At 62.1% G+C, this 21,083-nt stretch carries 14 protein-coding genes and 1 pseudogene; 6 read left to right on the forward strand and 9 right to left on the reverse strand.

Going from position 1 to position 21,083, the window contains the following annotated elements; translation table 11 throughout:
• On the forward strand, nt 1–569 hold a 569-nt coding region (locus tag ABIB90_RS32165; protein ID WP_502918250.1), incomplete at its 5' end, for a class I SAM-dependent methyltransferase.
• Nucleotides 570–727: 158 nt separating this feature from the next.
• On the opposite strand, the pseudogene ABIB90_RS32170 reads toward ABIB90_RS32165, so the two are convergent.
• A pseudogene (locus tag ABIB90_RS32170) lies at nt 728–1,793 on the reverse strand (IS3 family transposase).
• Between the two features lie 1,056 nt (nt 1,794–2,849).
• Between ABIB90_RS32170 and ABIB90_RS32175 the strand changes: the two are divergent.
• Both ABIB90_RS32175 and ABIB90_RS32180 read left to right on the forward strand, forming a co-directional pair.
• Nucleotides 2,850–4,028: a putative sugar O-methyltransferase gene (locus tag ABIB90_RS32175; RefSeq protein WP_354202090.1), complete on the forward strand. Its 1,179-nt coding sequence runs from the start codon at nt 2,850–2,852 to the stop codon at nt 4,026–4,028.
• Nucleotides 4,029–5,114: 1,086 nt separating this feature from the next.
• A complete protein-coding gene (locus tag ABIB90_RS32180; RefSeq protein ID WP_354202091.1) occupies nt 5,115–6,143 on the forward strand; it encodes an IS110 family RNA-guided transposase in 1,029 nt (342 codons plus the stop codon).
• A gap of 361 nt (nt 6,144–6,504) precedes the next feature.
• Here ABIB90_RS32180 and ABIB90_RS32185 read toward each other — a convergent pair whose 3' ends face one another.
• The gene (locus tag ABIB90_RS32185; RefSeq protein WP_354202092.1) at nt 6,505–6,840 is read right to left on the reverse strand and encodes a hypothetical protein; all 336 of its coding nucleotides are present in this window, start codon (nt 6,838–6,840) and stop codon (nt 6,505–6,507) included.
• A 53-nt stretch (nt 6,841–6,893) separates the two neighbouring features.
• Nucleotides 6,894–8,117, reverse strand: coding sequence for a phenylacetate--CoA ligase family protein (locus ABIB90_RS32190; RefSeq protein ID WP_354202093.1), 1,224 nt, complete (start codon nt 8,115–8,117; stop codon nt 6,894–6,896).
• Nucleotides 8,118–8,203: 86 nt separating this feature from the next.
• Here ABIB90_RS32190 and ABIB90_RS32195 point away from each other — a divergent pair, with 86 nt between their 5' ends.
• Nucleotides 8,204–9,358, forward strand: coding sequence for an AGE family epimerase/isomerase (locus tag ABIB90_RS32195; protein WP_354202094.1), 1,155 nt, complete (start codon nt 8,204–8,206; stop codon nt 9,356–9,358).
• Here the strand turns inward: ABIB90_RS32195 and ABIB90_RS32200 are convergent.
• The 6 genes from ABIB90_RS32200 to ABIB90_RS32225 all read right to left on the reverse strand — a co-directional run bounded on the left by ABIB90_RS32200 (nt 9,355) and on the right by ABIB90_RS32225 (nt 16,611).
• Nucleotides 9,355–10,197, reverse strand: a complete 843-nt coding sequence (locus tag ABIB90_RS32200; RefSeq protein WP_354202095.1) for an ABC transporter ATP-binding protein — start codon at nt 10,195–10,197, stop codon at nt 9,355–9,357. The two genes, ABIB90_RS32195 and ABIB90_RS32200, sit on opposite strands and share 4 nt — an antisense overlap.
• Nucleotides 10,198–10,340: 143 nt before the next feature.
• A complete protein-coding gene (locus tag ABIB90_RS32205) occupies nt 10,341–11,624 on the reverse strand; it encodes an ABC transporter substrate-binding protein (RefSeq protein ID WP_007601959.1) in 1,284 nt (427 codons plus the stop codon).
• Nucleotides 11,625–11,670: 46 nt separating this feature from the next.
• On the reverse strand, nt 11,671–12,744 hold the full coding sequence (locus ABIB90_RS32210) for a branched-chain amino acid ABC transporter permease (RefSeq protein WP_354202096.1): 1,074 nt from the start codon (nt 12,742–12,744) through the stop codon (nt 11,671–11,673).
• 3 nt (nt 12,745–12,747) lie between these two features.
• The gene (locus ABIB90_RS32215) at nt 12,748–13,641 is read right to left on the reverse strand and encodes a branched-chain amino acid ABC transporter permease (RefSeq protein WP_354202097.1); all 894 of its coding nucleotides are present in this window, start codon (nt 13,639–13,641) and stop codon (nt 12,748–12,750) included.
• A gap of 220 nt (nt 13,642–13,861) precedes the next feature.
• Nucleotides 13,862–15,793, reverse strand: a complete 1,932-nt coding sequence (locus ABIB90_RS32220; RefSeq protein WP_354202098.1) for a long-chain fatty acid--CoA ligase — start codon at nt 15,791–15,793, stop codon at nt 13,862–13,864.
• Entirely contained in the window at nt 15,790–16,611 is an 822-nt protein-coding gene (locus tag ABIB90_RS32225; RefSeq protein ID WP_354202099.1) for an ABC transporter ATP-binding protein, read from the reverse strand. The genes ABIB90_RS32220 and ABIB90_RS32225 overlap by 4 nt, the downstream gene beginning before the upstream one ends.
• Before the next feature lie 332 nt (nt 16,612–16,943).
• On the opposite strand from ABIB90_RS32225, the gene ABIB90_RS32230 reads away from it, so the two are divergent.
• Nucleotides 16,944–17,621, forward strand: a complete 678-nt coding sequence (locus ABIB90_RS32230; protein ID WP_247297077.1) for a Crp/Fnr family transcriptional regulator — start codon at nt 16,944–16,946, stop codon at nt 17,619–17,621.
• 128 nt (nt 17,622–17,749) lie between these two features.
• The gene (locus tag ABIB90_RS32235; protein ID WP_354202100.1) at nt 17,750–21,073 is read left to right on the forward strand and encodes an adenylate/guanylate cyclase domain-containing protein; all 3,324 of its coding nucleotides are present in this window, start codon (nt 17,750–17,752) and stop codon (nt 21,071–21,073) included.
• The last annotated feature ends 10 nt before the right edge of the window (nt 21,074–21,083 follow it).

The following is a 21,083-nucleotide window of genomic DNA, read 5'->3' on the forward strand; positions in this document are numbered from 1 at the left end:
AACCGCCGCTGCCTGAACGGGTCAGATGCCGCCCTCGATACGAAGGCCATCCGTCAAAAACGCGGGTGTCACGTGCGGAGAAAATCGCGCTTACGATCTATCAGGCCTGGCGGGTGATCAGCCTCGCCCACCGGCCGCGTGTGCTCGAAATCGGTGCCGGCCTCGGGCGTACCGCATTCTACCTGTTCGGCGTGGCGGAATATGTCGCGATCGATATTCCGCTATCGAACGTGGCGCAAGCGCACTTTCTCAGTAGGACTATTGGCGAAGATGTGGTCCGCATCCTTCACCAACTCGTAGGCGACTTCGATGTCGCGCTGAATGTGGACGCGTTGACCGAGATGGCGCGGCCGACCGCGACCGAATACTTGCGTTTCGTCGAGGCCCGATACCGCATCTTTCTCTCGATCAATCATGAGGCCAACCTGTTCACGGGGCGCGATCTGTATGCCGATAACAAGTCGGTCACCGTCGAGCGCCATCCCTCTTGGATGCGGCGCGGCTACGTCGAAGAAGTAATCCGATTTCGTCCAGCCGAAGGAAGCTCGGGTGAAAAAAGGCCGGCGTAGCGGAAGCAATACGAATCCGCTGAGGTGCTGACTCACGACGGGCATTCCCAAATCAGAGGGCCGATTATGTACATGGCAACTGGAGTGAGTTGCCATGGTGCGGCGATGCAGCGAGGCCGAACTTTGGACCAGCCGGAACTAGAGTTTTGCGTCTCTGATCACGCTGGTGTGGGTGCGCCAACGTGGTTTTGCAGCAAAGTCGGCGGCCGATTGCCAATCGCCCCATGGGGGCGTTCTTCGTTTTAGTATCTGCGCCAATCCTCCACTTTGTGCTTGGCGTCCGCAAGGAACAGGAGCCAGTGGTCGTTGAGGCATTCGGCCCGGAAGCGGCCGTTGAAGGCTTGCATTGTCGGTGGCGTGCCCGGTCGGGAGAAGTCCAACGTGATGCCGCACTGGTAGGCCTCCAGGTCAAGATCTCGCGACACGAACTCGTTGCCTTGATCGACGAGGATCGTCGCCGGAAATCCACTTCCAGTACCTCCACGACGTTGGTGCCGCGCGAAGGTGAACCGTGGCTCCAGCGCGGGCAAGAAGCGGAGAAGATATCGACAATCGTGAGCGCGCGAAGCTTGTGTCCCCTCGCCAATTGATCGTGGACGAAGTCCATTGCCTAGGTCTCGTTGGATCGCGTGGCCGACGTCCGGTCGTCGCGCAACTTGGCCTTGACCCGGCGCTTGGGCGTTTTGTTGCGTAGTTGCAGGCCCAATTCGCGATAGATACGTCGTGTCTTCTTCTTCTGGTTGATTGCCCAGCCTTCACGACGCAGCAGGACGTGAACCCGGCGGTGCCCATGGCGGACGCGCGCATGGCAGATCTCACTGATCCGTTGTTCGAAGGCAGCCTGGCCGGAGCGACGAGACTTGTAGTGGTAGGTCGACCCGTCAAACTCGAGAGCCTCGCAGGCCCTGCGGATCGACACTAGCCACGCGCCACAGACCTCGTCGACGAGCTTGCGCTTCCGGCCACGCTTTCGGCGGGTCACGTCCTGCAGCATCTCCTGGTCGAGGGACAGGTCTGCGACCAGCTTCTTCAGCTTACCCTCCTCGTCCTCGAGTTGCTTCAGCCGCCGCATCTCGGGCGGCAGCAGCCCGTCGTACTTCTTCTTCCAGTTGAAATAGGTCGCCGGGTTGATCCCAGCCTTGCGGCAGATGTCCGCAACCGCAACCCGTCATTGCCCTGCTTCAGAATGACCGCCTTCTGCGCGTCCGAAATTGAGGCCTTCATCGTCTTCCGCTCCTCCAGCCGAGGCTCTCCGCCGCTGCCGGATTTGCTTCAATTACATGCGCTCCAAGATCCGTGAAACCATTAAATGGCTGAACAGGGACTATGAGTATCAATCAGAGATCTAAGGGCCGTGAGTCCATCCGTTATGGTTGATATACTGGCCTTGAGCGGCGTGTTTAGCGAGTCTAAGGTATATCCCGTCAGCGGCTTTGCGCCGAATGCGCCGATATCGAACCATCCAGGCACTGTATCAGGGCTGGCGTGTAAAGACTGAGCTGGACCGCCTGCGAGGGAGCAGCGTTGTCGAGATCGGAGCAGGATGAGGGCGCAGCATCTACGATGCGTATAGGTTGGACGTACGGGATTACACCGCTGTAGACGTTCCTTTCACCATGTCTTTCGCAAGCGCACTTTTTGGCGGCAACGATAGGCTCGGAACAGATAGCCCTGTTCAGTGAGGAGAATCAGAACAAGCCCCATCAAGATCATGCCGACTGCTGCATTCTTTGCGTCAAAGAGACGCTGCGATTTCGCGGTGAATTTCGACTCTCTCACTGAAATTCACCAGTCAATGGCGCAGCGATACGCTTGTGAGATAACAGAGTGGTGCCGGCTTTCCTGTCCGTCAATTATGATTATAATCACGTCCGAACGCAGGATCTTCTCCTAAAATTCGCAAATGACCTCGTCATTGTTGGAATGCGTATTGGATGCGGAAGGGCTATGTCGAGGAATTGTTCGCGCCCAACCCCGAAACTTTCGAGCGGGAACTGGACGCCTAGCATTATGTAGGGCGCTACCGCTCTGCTTCGCAGCATCATGTCGGTTCTCCGTCGATCATAAGGGGACGGTTACAGAAGATCATGTGCATCTGGCTCACGAACAGGGAACGCGAGGTTTGCCAACGCGTCCGCTGCTTGAGCGCCGTGACATTCGTCATGTGATGCTCCCAAGAAAAAAGCCACCGCAAAGTCGCAAAAGGAGGGTGATGGGCCCTTCAATACGCGTCACGCAAATGCTACGTGGTGAGGAGAACTTGCTTAAGGAAACATCCCAATGAAAGTTCTACGGCGCTGGACTCGTCAGGCTAGCCTTAATCCCATTGTGTCGAAGCCCGAACTCGGCTCGTTCGCTTGGCTGTTGCATAGCGCGCCGCCCGAACTTTCTCCGCAGCTTGTCCGGTCGCCGTCGACAGACCATGGGAACGACCTGCCGTTGGTCAATCGCGTGATGGCCGCCTATAAACGCTCGTTCGAACAGTACCGGCCGACTGGATCGTTTTGGGATGTCAGCCTCGCCGACCTTAAACGAGAAATCCACGATGGATTGATAGGGACCGATCAAGCAATAGCGGCCAAACTTCTGCGCAATCCGGGCGAGAACACGCTGTTCTGGGGTTTTGATGCCATCGCGAAAGCCCCGCCGGGCGCGATCGAGCCACACGAGTACGTAATCAAGAGCCTCAACCGCACTGAGGACTGGAGAACGCTTTACGCGCTCTGGCTCATGAACGGGCTGCGATCGGTTGCCGAAAGCCTCGGCGCGCGCCGTGTTCCGTATGTTGAGACCGTGCCGGATCAGGTCGGCATGCACGACGTCTCGGCCCAAACGACGGACCAAATTCTGGATCAGATCGACGGCGCCATTGGGCTGAAACTGCACTTCCCAAATCCCTTTCCGAATGAGCTCGGACTACCGTCCAGTCGCGGAATAGTCGGCTTTCGGTCGATCCACGCCATTTATCAGGCATGGCGTATCGCTCAGATCGCCAAGGGGCGACACGACTTCAAGGTCATGGAAATCGGCGCGGGCCTTGGCCGGACCGCCTATTTCGCGAACATCTTTGGCGTCAAAAACTATACGATCGTTGATATTCCACTCACGAATGCAGCGCAGGGATATTTTCTCGGGCGCGTCCTCGGTCCTGATGCCGTTCGCCTCAATGGCGAAGCTGGCTCAGGGCAGCTCAATATTATGTCCGCTTCGGATCTCGAGACGAACACCGAAAGATTTGACCTGATCGTCAATATCGATTCGTGGACTGAGATGTCACGAGGGACTGCCGAGTTTTACTGGCAGTTTGCGCGCCGATCCACAGATGCCGTTCTTTCTATTAACCACGAGCATAACGAGTTAACGGTCCGTGATTTGTATTCCGGGGACACTAATGTAACTGCCACACGCTATCCTTATTGGACCCGTCGCGGCTACGTCGAAGAGTTCATTACTTGGTGAGTCAAAAAGTCGTCCCGTTCGCGCGCATTTCGACCATGGATGCAGGTCGACGATGATAAGCTGCGGACGCGCGCTCGCCCACGGGCTCACTTTCTTGTTCGCCGGACCCTCGGATCTCGTGGCTTGAGGCATATCAGTCGTTGCAGCACTTGATATGGCGTGGGTCGGGCTGCCTCCCAGAGCTCCTTGGCGATCGGTAATGGTACGATCTGTGTGTTGAGCCCTCCATGTTTTTTTCGTCGCCGTGCCGATGCAGATCTTGGGGATGAGTACGGCAGAGTGGTGTCATGAACTCGTCGCTAGCCGTGCGCTCCAGGCCTCTCGGCTGGCGAGTTTCAGGTGATGCGGTCTGACGGAGTTGTTTACAAATCAGGCATGGCTGCCCTCGCACGAGCGAGAGGGGGCTTGCGGAGAGGCACCTTGGGATGGGAAAGGCAAGACCCCCGCTGCGGCCTTCTGGTGCGCTATTGACGGTTGCTTCCGCCTGTGAATTACCTTCGGTTATATTCGCTTCAGGAAGTGTGGCTAATTGGACCGATGCATGCGCGATCTCCATCGAAAGACCGTCAAAGCTGATGGCGCCTGCGAGCTCTTCGCTTTGATCGAACAATCCGCCGATGCTGTGGTTCGGCTCAAAATTGACACTCGATCCTAGCAAGAAGGAGATCGTTTGAGAGGGGCCGGCCAACGATCAAGCACAGCAAGCGATCGTGCATAATGATAGGACATGGAACGTCTCATCGGCGTATTTGGTCCAAGGGCAGGACTGGCCTCAAGAACCGCTCAAGGGTTCTTCCGAGAAGAGGTCGCCTCTTACACCGGCGGCGTGCGCAGCCTCTAAGTCTGTGTGCTTCTCCCCGACGGAAATGCTTCGACCAACGTCGGCTGGAAGGCGTTTCAGAAGGTCGTTGATCATACCGGCCTCCCGGTTTGCGCCGGTCGCTAAATCGACGGTACCGCTCGATCGGGGCTGTCATTCGGCTTGCAAAATTTGCAAACGATGACGTAATTGCGGTCGGCGCTCGTGGCAGACAACCTCCGTTATCGTTGAGCCCTCGCAATCAAATGATTCGAAGGAGCTCACCCATGAAGCAGTACGTCGGGCTGGACGTCTCACAGAGAGAAACCGCTGTGTGCGTTGTCAACGAGACTGGTCAAGTAATCTTCGAAGGGAAAGCCAAGTCTAATCCTGGTGCCTTGACTGACCTGCTTAACAAACATGCGCCTCATGCCGAGCGTATCGGCTTCGAGACCGGTGCGATGGCGAGTTGGCTATGGCATGAACTCCGCAGGGTTGAGCTTCCGGTGGTCTGCATCGACGCTCGGCATGCGCACGCAGCTTTGTCGGTCCGAATGAACAAGAGCGATCAGAATGATGCGCGAGGGCTTGCCGAACTGGTGCGGGTTGGATGGTATCGAGAGGTAAAAGTCAAAAGTGAGGAAAGCCAGAAGATCCGAGCGATCCTTGTCGCCAGATCTCGGCCAGTGTCCATGCGCCGAGACATCGAGAACCAGATTCGCAGTTTGATCAAGGAATGTGGATTGCTGTTCCCTCGCGCGATCGGCCAACAATTCCGCAACCAGGTCAGCGAACTCTTGGGCGTCGATCATTTGCTTCTCAGCGTGATATCGCCGCTGCTCTCGATCCATGAGAACGTTTGTCAACAACAAGGTAAGTTCGACAACGAGGTCCGCCGGTTGGCAAAGCTGGACGAGACGACGCGTCGCCTGATGACGGTCCCGGGGGTCGGTGTCGTGACGGCCCTAACGTTCCGCCACACGATCGATGACCCCTCGCGCTTCCGATCGGCTTCGACGGTCGGCGCCTACCTCGGCCTTACGCCGAGGCGCAGCCAATCCGGCGAAACCGACACCAACGGAAAGATATCTCGATGGGGCGACCGGCTTCTCCGAACTTACTTGTTCGAGGCCGCCACTGTCCTTCTTTATCGAACCAAAAAGTGGTGCTCCCTAAAGGCCTGGGGCATAAAGCTCGCTAAGCGGATCGGCATGAAGAAGGCAAAGGTCGCCATCGCCCGAAAGATCGCCGTGATTCTCCACTGCATCTGGGTCGATGGCACGTCGTTCGACTGGGGCCAGCCGAAGCCAATCTGATATTTGCTCGCAAGTTCCTGGTCCGGTCCGCCGGACTGGCGATGTCCCGCTGGGACGGTGGTCGTGGTGACCTCGGTCAATCGGCTGGTGGCGGTTCGCCCGCACTCCGCTGCAAACGGCGAGGCGCCCGATCCGGACATCATCATGAGGCGCTCGCGACCTCGGAAAGGACCATGACCCCAGCTACGACATCAACCCAACCCGACGAAGCCGCCAACGACGTCGATTGCCAAGCCCGCTAGGCAATCGTCTCGCCATCCGCGATCGCTCCGTCTCCGCAACCTGACCAGCTCCGACGGAGCAATCGCTACCGGCGTGTCACTGGAGAAAGGAAGAATGGTAGCTTGACAACAAACCGCAATTAAAGGGCCGATTGACACAATATTCGAACGCATCGATATACGCGCTGACCGCGGCGAGCTCCGCTGTCATCCAGCGGTGGAGGGCGTTGAACATCGCTCTCCTCATAGAAGCCGCGGGCGACGCCGGACTGGGTGGTGACGACGAAGGCAAAGTAGCCGGCCTCGTTTACGAGCCTGACCGCCTCGCGCGCGCCATCCATCCACTTGAACTTGGCGGCCTCGAAGAGATAGCTTGTGTCATGATTGAGGACTCCGTCGCGGTCGAAGAAGACGGCCAGGCGTGTAGGTGTCGTCGTCATAGGGTGCCGCAACAAGATGTTTGTGCCCTTGTTCACCGTACCGCCAGCGGCTTGTCAAGGATGTCGCAAACGCGCGGCCGGGACCGCACCTAGCGCTCGTCCGCGATCACCTTGCCGTCGTTCGGCAGTGCGCCCGGGCTGACTAGTTCGACATTGCCGCCGAGCTTCGTCACCGTGCGCAAGCTGGCCGCAATGTCCTCCCGTAGCACATTGCTTGCGACCGCCGTTTCCGCTCTCAGCGTCATCGCGTCGGCCTCGCGCTCGCGCGTGACGACCAGGCGCAATCGTCCGAGCGCGGGGTGGCGCTTGCCGATCTCGGCGATCTGCTCGGGGCGGACGAACATGCCCTTGACCTTGGTGGTCTGGTCGGCGCGGCCCATCCAACCCTTGATGCGCATGTTGGTGCGTCCGCAGGGGCTCGTGCCTGGCAGCGCAGCGGTGAGGTCGCCGAGAGCGAGCCGGATCCAGGGATGGTGCGGGTCGAGCGAGGTCACGACGATCTCGCCGACGTCGCCGGGCGCCACGGGATCGCGGGTCCCGGGCTTGACGATCTCTATGATGAGATCTTCGTTCACGACCATGCCGTCGCGCGCGCTGGTCTCGAAGGCGATGATGCCGAGATCGGCGGTGCCGAAGGCCTGGTAGGCGTCGATGCCGCGCGCCTTGATCTCGGCCTGCAGCGAGGGCGGGAAGGCCGCGCCCGAGACCAGCGCGCGCTTGATCGAGGAGAGGTCGCGGCCCGAGCTTGCGGCAGCATCGAGCAAGATCTTTAGGAAGTCCGGCGTGCCGCTGTAGCCGACGGGGCGGTAGGCCTCGATCAGCTCGAATTGATGATCGGTATTCCCTGGACCAGCCGGGATCACGGCGCAACCGAGCGCGCGGGCTGACGCATCGAAGATGAAGCCGCCGGGGGTGAGATGGTAGCTGAAGGTGTTGAGCACGATGTCATCGGGTCGGAACCCGGCCGCGAACAGCGCCCGTGCGCCGCGCCAGGGGTCAGCCTGCCGCCCCTCCGGCTCGAAAATCGGCCCTGGGGAGGTGAAGAGGCGGGCGAACGAGCCGGGCGCCGCCGCGACGAACCCTCCGAAAGGCGTGGAGGCCTTGTGCAGCGCCGGCAGTTCCGACTTGCGCAGCACCGGCAGGCCGGCCAGGGCCGCCCTGGAGGTCACGGCGGCCGGGTCGACGCCATTCAGCCGATCGGCATAGGCGGGCGCGGTCATCGCAGAGCGCAGCACGCCCGGCAGGCGGGAGAACAGATCGGCCTCGCGCGCGGCTTGTTCGCGCGTCTCGAGGGCGTCGTAATGGGCGGTCATGGCTCATCTTTCCGGGTTGGCATCCGTTGCGCGCCACGGCCGGCATGGGTATCAGACGGCCATTGGCGAGGTTTGAAGAGGACGCGATGGCTGACGAGGGAATCAGTGCCTCGGAGGAGGGGGCGGACGTCGTCGCGCGCCTGAAGCGCCGCATGATCGACGAGGCGCTGCCGCTGTGGTCGACGGTTGGCTGGGACCATGGCACGGGTGGTTTCATCGATCGGCTGCACCGCGACGGCACGGCGGACGTGACCGCGCCGCGCCGGGTGTTCGTGCAAGCCCGCCAGATCTGGTGCTACGCCAAGGCCGCGCAGATGGGCTGGTACCCTGAGGGGCGCGCCATCGCACTGAAGGGGCTCGAGCATCTGCTCGCCAAAGCAAAGGCGCCCGACGGCCGGCCCGGCTACGTGCACCGGCTGACGTCGGAGGGCGCGGTGCTGGACAGCCGGCGCGACGCCTACGACCACGCCTTCATCCTGTTTGCGCTCGCGGGCGCCTATGCGCTCGACCAGGACGCACAAATTCGCGCCGAGATCGATGCGCTGCTCGCCTTCCTCGATGGCCATCTGCGCTCGCCGCACGGCGGCGTCCACGAAGGCCTTCCGGTCTCGCTGCCGCGCCGGCAGAACCCGCATATGCATCTCTTCGAGGCGATGATCGCGTGCTTCGACGCGACCCACGATTTGTCGTTCCAGAACCGTGCCGGCGAGTTCTTCGCGCTGTTCCTCGCCAATCTCTACGACAAGCGGACGCGCGCGCTCGGCGAATATTTCGAAGAGGACTGGTCGAAGATCGCGCCGGTCAGCGTCGAGCCCGGCCACCAGGCGGAATGGGTCTGGTTGCTGAAGGGGTTCGAACGCATCACGGGCTGCCCGACCGGACAGCGGCGCGCGGAGCTGCTGGAAACCGCGCTGCGCTATCGCGACGAGGCCACCGGCTGCCTGATCGACGAGGGTGACGACGCCGGCAAGATTCGCCGCAACACGCGCCGGCTGTGGCCGCAGACCGAGATTGCGAAGGCGTGGATTGCGCAGGCCGAATCCGGCGAGGCGGGCGCGGCGGACGAGGCGCGCGTGGCGCTGGCGCGGCTCGAACGGCATTATCTCAGCCATCCCGTGCGGGGCGGCTGGTACGACCAGTTCGACCGCGACGGCAAATCGCTGATCGACACCATTCCTGCGTCGTCGTTCTATCATGTTCTCTGCGCAGTCACGGAAGCGGAACAGGTATTGGAAGGTTAAAGCCAGCGCTTGCGCCGCTTGAAGCTCTTGAGGTTCTTGAAGCTCTTGCGCTGGTCGCCGGCGCCGCCGAGGTAGAATTCCTTGACGTCCTCGTTGTCGCGCAATTCGTCCGCGGTGCCGTCGAGCACGACCTTGCCCTGCTCCATGATGTAGCCGTGGCTTGCCACCGACAGCGCAGCGCGGGCGTTCTGCTCGACCAGGAGAATGGTGACGCCGAGGTCACGGTTGATCTTCTGGATGATCGAGAACACCTCTTTGACCAGCAGCGGCGACAGACCCATCGAGGGTTCGTCCATCAGGATCATCTTCGGGCGCGCCATCAGCGCGCGGCCGATCGCGAGCATCTGCTGCTCGCCGCCGGAGAGATAACCGGCCAACCCGGTGCGCTCCTTCAGGCGCGGGAAATAGTTGAAGACCATATCGAGATCGGCGCCGACCTCGCGGTCCCTGCGAGTGAAGGCGCCGAGCTTGAGGTTTTCCAGCGAGGTCATGTCGGCCACGATGCGCCGGCCCTCCATTACCTGGAAGATGCCGCGGCGGACGATCTTGTCGGGATCGATGCCGTTGATGCGCTCGCCCTCGAACAGGATCTCGCCGCGCGTGACTTCGCCGTCCTCGGTCTTGAGCAGCCCCGAGATCGCCTTCAGCGTCGTCGACTTGCCGGCGCCGTTTGCGCCGAGCAGCGCCACGATCGCGCCCTTGGGCACGTCGAGGCTGAGACCGCGCAGCACCAGGATGACGTCGTCATAGACGACCTCAATGTTGCGCACGCCAAGGAGAGGCGGCGCGGGTACCACGGTTCGGGAGGGGCGAGCAGCTGCTTCGTGAATGTCGGTCATGCCTCATACTCCGCTGTCGTCGCCCGGCTTGACCGGGCGACCCAGTATTCCAGAGACGCCTGAGGACTCACGGAGAGGCTCCGGCGTACTGGATCCCCCGCCTTCGCGGGGGATGACATTTGTGTGTGAGGTGAGCGCTAGGCTCACCACCCAAGCAATTCCGGCTTGCGCGGCAGCTCGACGGTCTTGACCTTCTCGAGTTTGATCGCGCCCTTGGCCATGAGGTCGTTGAGGTCGCCGTCGGTCGCGCCCGCAATCTTGGTGCGGTAGAGGTCGACCTTCAGCGTGCCGCGGTGGTCCTTGTCGGTCCAGGTCGAGGGATTGCAGACGCCCTCCATGCCTGCCGGCACCCAGTCCTTCTTCTGGTAGAAGCCCTTGGCGACGTTCTCGCCGGTGGCGCCGCCGTTCTTGGCGGCCCAATCGATCGCCTCCTTCATGTAGAGCGCCGAGCAGACCGCCGCGATGTAGTGCACGGGCCGATAGACCTTACCGGTCGGGTCGGACATCTTCGAGATCTCCATCACGGTCTTCATGCCGGGCGCATCGCCGCCCCAGCTCACCGCGGTGCGCAGCGGGAAGATCACGCCGTCGGCGGCATCGCCCGCGGTCTTGGCGGCGTTCTCGTCCATGCCCCAGACATTGCCCATGAACTGGATGTCGACTCCGGCGGTCTTGCAGGCCTTCATCACCGAGATGTTGGACGCGGCGGTGTTGCCGAGATAGGCGTAGTTGGCGCCCGAGGATTTCAGGCTCAGGCACTGCGCGCTGTAGTCACCCGGCGCGAGCGCGAACACCAGCGGCGGCAGCACCTCGAAGCCGAGCTCCTGCGCCATGGCTTCGCCGGCGGCCTTCGGCGCGTTCGGGTACGGGTGGTTGGCCCCCATGTGGACGAATTTCGGCTTGCCGGACTTGCCCTTGGCCTTCCAGTCTTCGGCTGCCCACATCAGCATCGCGCGCAGCGAGTCCGAATAGCTCGGACCATAGAAGAAATTATAAGGCGCGGGCTTGGCCTTGCCGCTGACGCCTTCGGGATCGGTGAGGGCGGCGGCGTAGGAGCCGGAGAGATCGGGGATTTTATCTTGTGCGAGGAAGCCGGTCAGCGCTTCGGTGTCTGCCGTACCCCAGCCCATGATCGCCGCGACCTTGGAGTCCGGCGCCGACCACTTCTTGTAGAGCGCGATGGCGCGCGGCACCTGGTAGCCATAGTCGTTGGTGTCGACGTTAAGCTGCTTGCCGCCGACGCCACCGTTCTTGTTGACCCAGGCGAAGGTGTCGGCGACGGCCTGGCCGTAGGGCGTGCCGACGTCGGACGTGCCGCCGGAATAATCGGCGAGATGCCCGATTGCGATCTGCGCCTGCGCGCCTGACGAGAATGCGGCGATCGCCAGTGCAAGCGATGCGGTGCTCAAAAAGGATTTTGTCTTCATTGGTTGCCTCCTCCTGTTTATTTGTTGGTTAGAGAGTTGCCCGCGCTCAATGGGAGAACGGGTAGAGTTTCCAATACGCCTTGATCTGTCGCCAGCGATGGGCGAGCCCGTCGGGCTCGAACATCAGGAACGCGATGATGATCACCCCGATCGCGATCTCGCGCAGGAAGGTGATGTTGTTGTTGAGCGACAGCGCCTTGTCGATCGCGCCGCCCTTCAACGTCACGCTGAGGAACTCCATCGTCTCGGGCAGCAGCACCACGAACGCAGTGCCCATCAGCGTGCCCATGATCGAACCGGTGCCGCCGATGATGATCATGGCGAGGAACAGGATCGAACGTTCGATGCCGAAACCCTCTTGCGACACCACGAGCTGGTAGTGCGCATAGAGCGCGCCGGCGATGCCGGCGAAGAACGCCGCGAGCCCAAATGACAGCGTGCGGTACTTGGTGAGATTGATGCCCATGATCTCCGCGGAGAGATAATGGTCGCGGATCGCCACCAGCGCGCGGCCATCGCGCGTGCGCATCAGATTGGTGACGAGGACGTAGCTTGCAACTACGTAGGCGAGTACGACGTAGAAATATTGCCTGTCGCCGCGCAGCGTGTAGCCGAAGATCGAGAACGGATTGGCGCTGGCCGGCACCGAGCCGCCGGTGAACCACTCCGCGCGGGAGAAGAAGTCGAGCAGGATATATTGCGCGGCGAGCGTGGCGATCACGAGGTAGAGCCCCTTCAGCCGCGCCGCCGGGATGCCGAAGATCAGCCCGATCAGCGCAGTGACGACGCCCGCGAGGGGTATCGCGAAGAACACCGGGATCGATGTGCTGTTCGAGATGTAGGCAGACGTGAAGGCGCCGAGCAGGAAGAACGCGGCATGGCCAATCGAAATTTGGCCTGTGAAGCCGACCAGGATGTTGAGGCCAAGCGCGGCGATCGAGAAGATGCCGATCTGGATCAGGATGCTGAGCCAGTATCCACCAAGGAATTGCGGCACGAGGCAGAGCAGCACCACGCCGACGATCGCAAAGTTGCGGCTGGTCGCGGTCGGGAAGATCGTGGTGTCAGCCGCGTAAGAGGTGCGGAAATCACCAGCAGGGATGAGGGCGGGACCGGCCATGGATCAGATCCGTTCGATGTCGTGGGTGCCGAACAGGCCGTAGGGCTTGATCATCAGCACGATGATGAGGACGTAGAACGGCGCGATCTCGTAGAGATTGCCCCAGTGAAGGTATTCGCTGTCGACATATTGCGCGATGTTTTCGAGCAGGCCGATGATGATGCCGCCGAGCACGGCGCCCCCGACGGAATCGAGCCCGCCGAGGATCGCAGCCGGAAACACTTTGATCCCATAGGCGGCAAGGCCCGAGGATACGCCGTTCACGACCGCGACCACGACGCCTGCCACCGCCGACACCGTTGCGGAGATCGCCCAAGCCATCGCGAACACGCTTTTGACGGAAATGCCGAGCGATTGCGCGACCTGCTGGTTGAACGCGGTGGCGCGCATCGCAAGGCCGTACTTTGACGCGCGGAAGAACCAGGCCATGCCGATCATCATCGCGATCGAGACGACGAGGCTCATGATATAGACGGTTTGGATCTGGAGCCCGAACAGGCTGACGGACTGGCTCTCGAACACGCGCGGGAACGGCTGTGGATTGACGCCGAACATCCATTTCAGCGTTGCCTGCAGCACGGTGGACAGGCCGATCGTCACCATGATGACCGAGATGATGGGTTCGCCGATCATCGGCCGCAGGATCAGGACCTGCACCGCGATGCCGAACACGAACATGAACACCAGCGTCATCGGCATGCCGATCCAGAACGGCACCTGGTATTTCGCGAGCAAGGTCCAGCACACCCAGGCGCCGACAAGCAAGAGCTCGCCCTGCGCGAAATTGACGACCTGGCTAGCCTTGTAAATCAGCACAAAGGACATCGCGACCACGCCATAGAGCGTGCCGACCACGAGTCCGTTGACCAGGAGCTGGATGAGGAAGGCGGTGTTCATGCAGTGATGCTCGTTGATAAATTCGGCGCGCTCTTCCCCTCTCCCCTTGTGGGAGAGGGTGGCTTCGCGAAGCGAAGACGGGTGAGGGGTTGTCTCCGCAGTGAATGCGCGGAGAGAGGACCCCTCACCGAAGTGAGGGTGGAGCGGGCTGCGGGGATGCCCTCTCCCACAAGGGGAGAGGGCGCAGCAATACGCATTGCACCTGTGATTGCCACGAAGCTCACTCCGCGGCCTCCGCCAAATGCCCCGGTCCGCCCAAATCCACCACTCGCAGCGTCGTCCGCACCCTTTGCGTCGTGCCGTCCTGGAAGCGAATCACGGTGTCCACGGGGATGTCGGCCTGGCCGCGGTAGATCGCGTCGATGATGCCTTCGTATTTCTCGTTGATGACGCTGCGGCGCACTTTCCGCGTGCGGGTGAGCTCGCCGTCGTCGGCGTCGAGCTCCTTGTAGAGCAACAGGAAGCGCGAGATGCGCTGCGCCGGCGGCAGCGTGGCGTTGACGGTCTCAACCTCCTTGCGGAGTAGTGCGTAGACCTCGGGCCGCGAGGCCAGGTCGCTGTAGGTCGTAAACGAGAGCCGGTTCTTCTCCGCCCATTTGGAGATGATGGAGTAGCGAATGCAGATCATCGCCGCGAGCGCGTCGCGCCCCGAGCCCAGCACCACGGCTTCGGCGATATAGGGGGAGAACTTCAGCTTGTTCTCGATGAATTGCGGCGAGAAGCGCTCGCCGCGCGAGGTCTCGGCGAGGTCTTTGATGCGGTCGATCACCACGAGCTGCTTGTCGTCGTTGAAATAGCCGGCGTCGCCGGAAAGCATCCAGCCATCCTTGATGTCGGCGACGCTCGCCTCCGGGTTCTTGTAATAGCCGAGGAACATGTTGGGATGCCGCACCACGATCTCGCCGACGCCGTGGACGTCGGCATTGTCGATGCGGATCTCGACGCTGTCGGCCATCGGCACGCCGGTGGTGTCGGGATCGACCTTGCCCGCGGGATGCAGCGTGTAGGCCCCCAGCAGCTCGGTCTGGCCGTAGAGCGTGCGCAGCGGCACGCCCATCGCCTGGAAGAACTTGAATGTCTCGGGCCCGAGTGCCGCGCCGCCGGTTGCGGCTGAACGCAGCCGGGTGAAGCCGAGGCGGTCGCGCAATGCACGGAACAGGATCGCGTCGGCAAAGCCGGAACGCTCGCCCTGTTCGAGCGCGGCAAGCCCGCTCTTCATGCCGATGTCGAACAGGCGCTGCTTGAACGGCGTTGCGTCCATCACCCTGGCGCGGACGTCGGCGGCGATCGATTCCCAAACGCGCGGTGCAAACAGGACAAACGTCGGCGCGATCTCGCGCAGATCGTTCATCATGGTCTCGGGCTCTTCGACGAAGTTGATCTTCATCCGGCACAAGAGACCTTTGCCGAGTACATAGACCTGTTCCATGATCCAGGGCAGCGGCAGCACCGACACGTATTCGTCGTCCGGCCCTTTCGGGTCGAAAGCGAGATACGTCGCGCAATGGCCGAGCACGCGGCCGGCGGCGAGCATCGCAAGCTTTGGATGCGAGGTGGTGCCTGACGTCGTGCAGAGGATCGCGACGTCCTCGCCCTTGGTCGCGTCCACCAGCCGGTCGTAAAGTTCTGGTTCGCGCGTAGCCCGCGCCCGGCCGAGTTCGGCAAACGTCTCCGCCGACATCAAACGCGGATCGTCGTATTTCCGCATCCCGCGCGGATCGGAGTAGATGATGTGCTTCAGCTTTGGGACGCGGTCGGCGAGGGTGAGCAGCTTGTCGACCTGCTCCTCGTCCTCCGCGAAGACGAGTTGCGCCTCACCATAGGTGAGGAGATAGGCGGCTTCCTCGTCGAGCACGTCGCGATAGAGCCCGAGGCTCAATCCGCCGATCGCATGGGTCGCGATTTCCGCCGCGACCCAGTCCGGCCGGTTGTCGCCGATGATGCCTATAACGTCTTGGCGCCCAAGGCCCAGTTCGATGAGGCCGAGCGCGAAATCGCGCACCCGCGTCTGATAGGCGTTCCAGGTGAACGGGCGCCAGAGCCCGAGATCCTTCTCCCGGAGTGCGATCTCGTCGCCGTACTCCTTCGCATTGAGCCGGAGCATTTTCGGATAAGTGTCGGCCTGCGCGACGCGCCCTGCGTAATCCATCATGCCGCGCTCTCCTGCGCCGGCGGAGCATCGTCAGGATCGACCAGCACCTCGTCCTCTTCGCCGAGATAGGCGCGCCTGACGTGGGGATCGGCGAGCACGGCGGCCGGATCGCCCTCGGCGATCTTGCGGCCGAAATCCAGCACCATGACGCGGTGGGAGATGTCCATCACCACGCCCATGTCGTGCTCGATCATCACCACGGTCATGCCGAACTCCTCGTTGAGGTCGACGATGTAGCGGGCCATGTCCTCCTTCTCCTCAAAGTTCATGCCGGCCATCGGCTCGTCGAGGAGAATGAGGCGCGGCTCCAGTGCCATGGCGCGGGCGAGTTCGACGCGCTTGCGCAAGCCGTAGGAGAGGGTGCCGGCTTGCGCCTTTCGGACCGACTGGAGATCGAGGAAGTCGATGATTTCTTCCACCTTGCGGCGGTGTTCGAGCTCTTCCTTGCGCGCGCCGGTGAGCCAGTACAGCGAGCCCGTGAGAAAATTGTTCTTCAGGAGGTGGTGGCGTCCGACCATGACGTTGTCGAGTACGCTCATGTGGTGGAACAGCGCCAGGTTCTGGAAGGTCCGGCCGATGCCGAGCGAAGCGCGCGCGTTGGGCGTCAGGCCGGTGATGTCGCGGCCCTGGTAGAACAGCTGGCCTTCGGTCGGCTTGTAGCGGCCGGAAATACAGTTCACGATCGAGGTCTTGCCGGCGCCGTTGGGGCCGATGATCGAGAACAGCTCGCCTTCCCTGATGGCGAAGCCGACATCGGTCAGCGCACGAACGCCGCCGAATCGCAAGGACACGCCGCGCACTTCAAGACTGGTAGCCACCAAACAGATCCCTCCCGGTGATGGCGCATTCAGTGGCGCTCTTCGTCCGTTCTGTCGGGCGATCCTAGTACGGCCGTGCCGGTGAGGCCATGCAGCAGATGGTCTCGACCGGAGCCGCGCCGCTCTCGTTCCCGTTTGGGATCAAAAGCCGCATCGCCCGAAGTGGTCTTCAATAGGGGAAAGCGCTATTTTGAAATGTCTCCCGCCTGACAATTCTGCGACAAAGTTTTCGGGCGCTCGCAGCCGCCATCTTTCGTCTGATGGTAGTCGAGACGATCATGCTGCATTGCAGCAGAACAGGAGTTACGAACGGTGCGGCTGGCTTCGGGATCATGATTTCAGAGGATCAACTGAAGCGCGTCGCTGCCTGGTCGCGCGAGCTCACGCAAGCGGAGATCGAGGTCGCTCGTGCCGGGATCACGGAGCGGTCCTACGGCACGGGCGAGACCGTTTTCATGCGCGGCGACACGTTCGACTATTGGGCTGGCATGGTCTTTGGGCTTGCCCGGATGGGTGGGGTCTCGCGCGACGGCAAGGAGACGAGTCTTGCCGGGCTGACAGCGGGGGCCTGGTTCGGCGAGGGCAGCGTGCTCAAGAACGAGCCGCGCCGCTATGACGTGGTCGCGCTGCGCAACAGCCGCGTCGCGCTGATGGAACGCAGCGCCTTCATGTGGCTGTTCGAGAACAGCGTCGGCTTCAACCGCTTCCTGGTGCGCCAGCTCAACGAACGTCTCGGCCAGTTCATTGGCATGCTCGAGGTCAACCGCACGCTGGATGCCACTGCGCGGCTTGCCCGCAGCATCGCCTCGCTGTTCAATCCGATCCTCTATCCGGAATCCACCGCGCATCTGGAGATCACGCAGGAAGAGATCGGCGCGCTTTCCGGCATGTCGCGGCAGAATGCCAACCGAGCGCTGAACCGGCTGGAGAAAGAGGGGCTGCTGCGGCTGGAGTACGGCGGCGTGACTATTTTGGATATTGAGCGGCTAAGGGGATACGGGGAGGAGTGAAGCCGCGTTCGCGGCCGCTACCACCGCTTGCTCTTCCGGCACGACGAGCCCATCCTTGCCGGGATCCTGGGCCCATCTGACCGGGTCCAGCAGACTGCGCCATCGCGGCGCCCGCGGGGTCTCGACCCATGAACTGCTCCTGTTGCGGTTCCGAGGTTCAGAGCGGCTTTGCCTTCTGCCCGAAATGCGGCACGAAGCAGCCGAACGCCTGCCCCGGCTGCGGCTATGCGTGCGCACCGGATTTTGCGTACTGCCCGAAATGCGGCGCCCTCGTCAGTGAAGCCTCCAAGGCCGGCGGGCAGGCATCAATGCAGGCCAGCCGCGTGACAATCCCAACCAGGGCGTCCTCGCCACCGCTGGCGCCGACGGCCGACGCCCTATACGGGTTTCGATCGCAGCCGGACAAGATCGACAGCGAAGCCAACCGCCGCACCATTACCGTGCTGTTTGCCGACCTTAGCGGCTTCACCACGATGAGCGAGCGACTCGATCCTGAAGTCATGCAGGCGCTTCAGAACGAATTGTTCGAGGAGCTAACGGCGGCGGTGCAAAGCTTTGGCGGCTTCGTGGACAAATTCATCGGCGACGCGCTGCTTGCGCTATTCGGAGCGCCGGCCGCGCACGAAGACGACCCCGAGCGGGCCGTCCGCGCCGCGCTCGATATGATGGGCCGAACGGCGCAACTCAGCGAACGTGCAAAGGCGTATGCCGGGTCACCGCTCCTGCTTCATGTCGGCATCAACACCGGGCACGTGGTTGCTGGCGGACTGGGTGTTGGAGTTGCCAAATCCTACTCGGTCACGGGCGACACGGTGAATACGGCTCAACGATTGCAGTCGATGGCTTCCACGGGCGAGGTGCTGGTCGGGCCGCTGACCTACCGTCTTACGCGGCATGCATTCTCATATGAATCGCTTGGCGAGGTCTCGCTGAAGGGCAAGATGGGCAGCGTCCTGGTCCATCGCTTGAACGGACCGCTCGACACGCCCCGTGCGGCACGCGGCCTCGATACGCTGGGCCTCAGTGCGCCGGTGATTGGGCGCGACGCCGAGCTCGCCCGTCTAGTCGACAATCTTGATCTCGCGTGTGGCGGCGCGGCGCAGCTGGTGCGGCTGGTCGGTGAAGCCGGCATCGGCAAAACGCGTCTGGTGGACGAATTCGTTGCCCACACCCGCGATGAGGACCGTTTCGCCGGCGTGGCGATCCGGCGCGCTGTCTGCTCGCCGCTGGGCGAACAGTCCTATGGCACCCTTGCCGCTGTGCTGCGCAGCGCCTACGGCATCGCGCAGAAGGCGACCGTGGCGGAGGCCCAGGCCAAGCTGGCCACGGCACTGTCGGAGCTCGGCCTTGCGGTCGAAGAGGCCGATCGCCTGATGCCCCTTTATTTCCACGTTCTCGGCCTCGGCGATCCGGACGCCGCGCTGCAGCACGTCGAGCCCGAGCAGCTTCGGCGGCAGATATTCTTTGCGATTCGTACCGTGTTCGAACGGCGCCTGGTCCTGTCGCCGCTCCTGATCATTGTCGAGGATCTGCACTGGGCCGATGCTGTATCGCTTGAAGCGCTGCGATTCCTGATGGACCGGCTGGAGCGTACGCGGCTGATGCTGTTGTTTACGCATCGGCCCATGTTGGAACTGGATCAGTTCGGCTCGGGACGGATCAGCCATACAACCCTTCGATTGCTTCCGCTTGGTGATGCAGACGGACAAAAGCTGCTGGCGGCCTACTTCAGCCACGGCTGGAGTGAACCGCCGGGCAATCTGTTCAGCCGAATCCTCGAGCGCGCGGGCGGCAATCCACTCTTCTTTGAGGAAATCATCCGCGGTCTCATCGAAGCTGGCGCCTTGGAGCGTGACGGCTCACGGTGGCGGATCAAGTCAGATGAAGCCGCCGCCGGTATACCGGCAAGCATTCAGGCCCTGTTACTGGCGCGCCTGGACCGGCTGCCGCATGAGGTGCGCCGCTTGGCCCAGGAGGCCGCGGTGATCGGCCCCCGTTTTGACGCGGCTCTTCTCGGTGCGATGGCATCTGAGAGGACGAAGGTGGAAGCGGGGCTCGAACTTCTGTGCGATGCCGAGATTGTCGAGGAGGTCGCGGGCGCCAACTCGATCTCGCTGCGATCTTATCGCTTTACGCAAACCATGCTTCAGGACGTGATCTATCAAAACCTGCTCTTGCAGCGTCGGATCGAGCTCCATGGACGGATTGGTGCCGCGCTGGAGCGGCTCTATGGCAATGAGCCCGAGCGCCTCGAGGACCTCATACTGCTCGGACACCATTTCAGCCTGAGCGCGAGCAAGCCGAAAGGTGCGCGCTATCTGCGCGCGGCCGGCGATCGCGCCCGCGCGACCTACGCCAATGACGATGCCATTCGCTTCTACCAACAGGCTCTCGCCGTGTTGTTGGCCGGCGGGGAACGGGAGCCCGAACGCCTGATCCTCTGCGAGCGGATCGCGGAGCTGTGTGCCGCGGCCGGCCGGAGGATCACGGCTGAGGAGCACTACCAGAGTGCGCTGGAAGGTCATCGCAATGCGGAGGACCGCATCGGCGAAGCGCGAATTCTCCGCAAGCTTGGCCGATTGTTGTGGGACGCCGGCAAGCGGATCAAGGCAGAGGCGCATTATGCCGAGGCGGCCGAACGGCTGGGAGGGACCGACGCGCCCATCGAGTGGGCGCACCTCCTGCAAGAGCGCGGCCGTCTTTCGTTTCGCACGGGCGATCACGTGGCCGCCGCGAGATGGGCGGACGAGGCGCTTGGCTACGCCCGAAGCGTACCGGCGGACGCCGACAGGCAAGTCGGATTCGAGGCGGCGCGCGCCATTGCAGAGTCGCTCAACACCAAGGGGGTGGCACTGGCGCGGCTTGGCCGACACCAGGAGGCGGTCCGCGAGGTGGAGCAAAGTGTCGCAGCAGCCGAGGCCGCCGGTCTCCTCAACGTGGCCTGCCGCGGTTACACCAATCTCGGTGTGCTCTACACGATTGTCGACCCTGCGAAAGCCGTGGAGATTTGCCGGCGCGGACTCGATGTCGCGCGTCGGATCGGCGATCTCGGGTTCCAGGCGCGCCTTCTCGCCAATTTTGCCGTTGCCTGTTGCACCTTCACCGACAAATGTACTGAGGAGGGGGTGCCGGCCGCCGAAAAGGCGATCGAAATCGACCGCGCGCTTGATCAGCGCGAGCATCTCTCCGTGCCGTTGATCGTGCTCGGGCAAATCCATCAATGCCATTTCCGGCCCGATCTGGCTGCTCGTTGCTACAATGAGGCAATCGAGGTGGCGAGCGAAACCGGCGAGCCGCAGCAGCTGTTTCCATGCTATGATGGTCTTGCGACGCTGAACCTTGATCGAGGCGACATGCCCGAAGCCGAGCGATATTTCACGCTGGCACAGGACGTCTGCACGCGGCACGGGCTTGATCCCGCAGGGCTGATCGTACTGCCGTTTCTTGACTAGATCATGTGAA

Source organism: Bradyrhizobium sp. JR4.1 (genome assembly GCF_040548605.1).
Taxonomy (GTDB): Bacteria; Pseudomonadota; Alphaproteobacteria; order Rhizobiales; family Xanthobacteraceae; genus Bradyrhizobium; species Bradyrhizobium canariense.

What these genes read in the sequence shown, in the direction of transcription:
- ABIB90_RS32190 (WP_354202093.1), bottom strand. Translation starts at nt 8,117, where the DNA reads ATGACCGCCCATTACGACGCCCTCGAGACGCGCGAACAAGCCGCGCGC.
- ABIB90_RS32235 (WP_354202100.1), top strand. Translation starts at nt 17,750, where the DNA reads ATGAACTGCTCCTGTTGCGGTTCCGAGGTTCAGAGCGGCTTTGCCTTC.
- ABIB90_RS32180 (WP_354202091.1), top strand. Translation starts at nt 5,115, where the DNA reads ATGAAGCAGTACGTCGGGCTGGACGTCTCACAGAGAGAAACCGCTGTG.
- ABIB90_RS32210 (WP_354202096.1), bottom strand. Translation starts at nt 12,744, where the DNA reads ATGGCCGGTCCCGCCCTCATCCCTGCTGGTGATTTCCGCACCTCTTAC.
- ABIB90_RS32220 (WP_354202098.1), bottom strand. Translation starts at nt 15,793, where the DNA reads ATGATGGATTACGCAGGGCGCGTCGCGCAGGCCGACACTTATCCGAAA.
- ABIB90_RS32215 (WP_354202097.1), bottom strand. Translation starts at nt 13,641, where the DNA reads ATGAACACCGCCTTCCTCATCCAGCTCCTGGTCAACGGACTCGTGGTC.
- ABIB90_RS32230 (WP_247297077.1), top strand. Translation starts at nt 16,944, where the DNA reads ATGATTTCAGAGGATCAACTGAAGCGCGTCGCTGCCTGGTCGCGCGAG.
- ABIB90_RS32175 (WP_354202090.1), top strand. Translation starts at nt 2,850, where the DNA reads ATGAAAGTTCTACGGCGCTGGACTCGTCAGGCTAGCCTTAATCCCATT.
- ABIB90_RS32205 (WP_007601959.1), bottom strand. Translation starts at nt 11,624, where the DNA reads ATGAAGACAAAATCCTTTTTGAGCACCGCATCGCTTGCACTGGCGATC.
- ABIB90_RS32195 (WP_354202094.1), top strand. Translation starts at nt 8,204, where the DNA reads ATGGCTGACGAGGGAATCAGTGCCTCGGAGGAGGGGGCGGACGTCGTC.
- ABIB90_RS32200 (WP_354202095.1), bottom strand. Translation starts at nt 10,197, where the DNA reads ATGACCGACATTCACGAAGCAGCTGCTCGCCCCTCCCGAACCGTGGTA.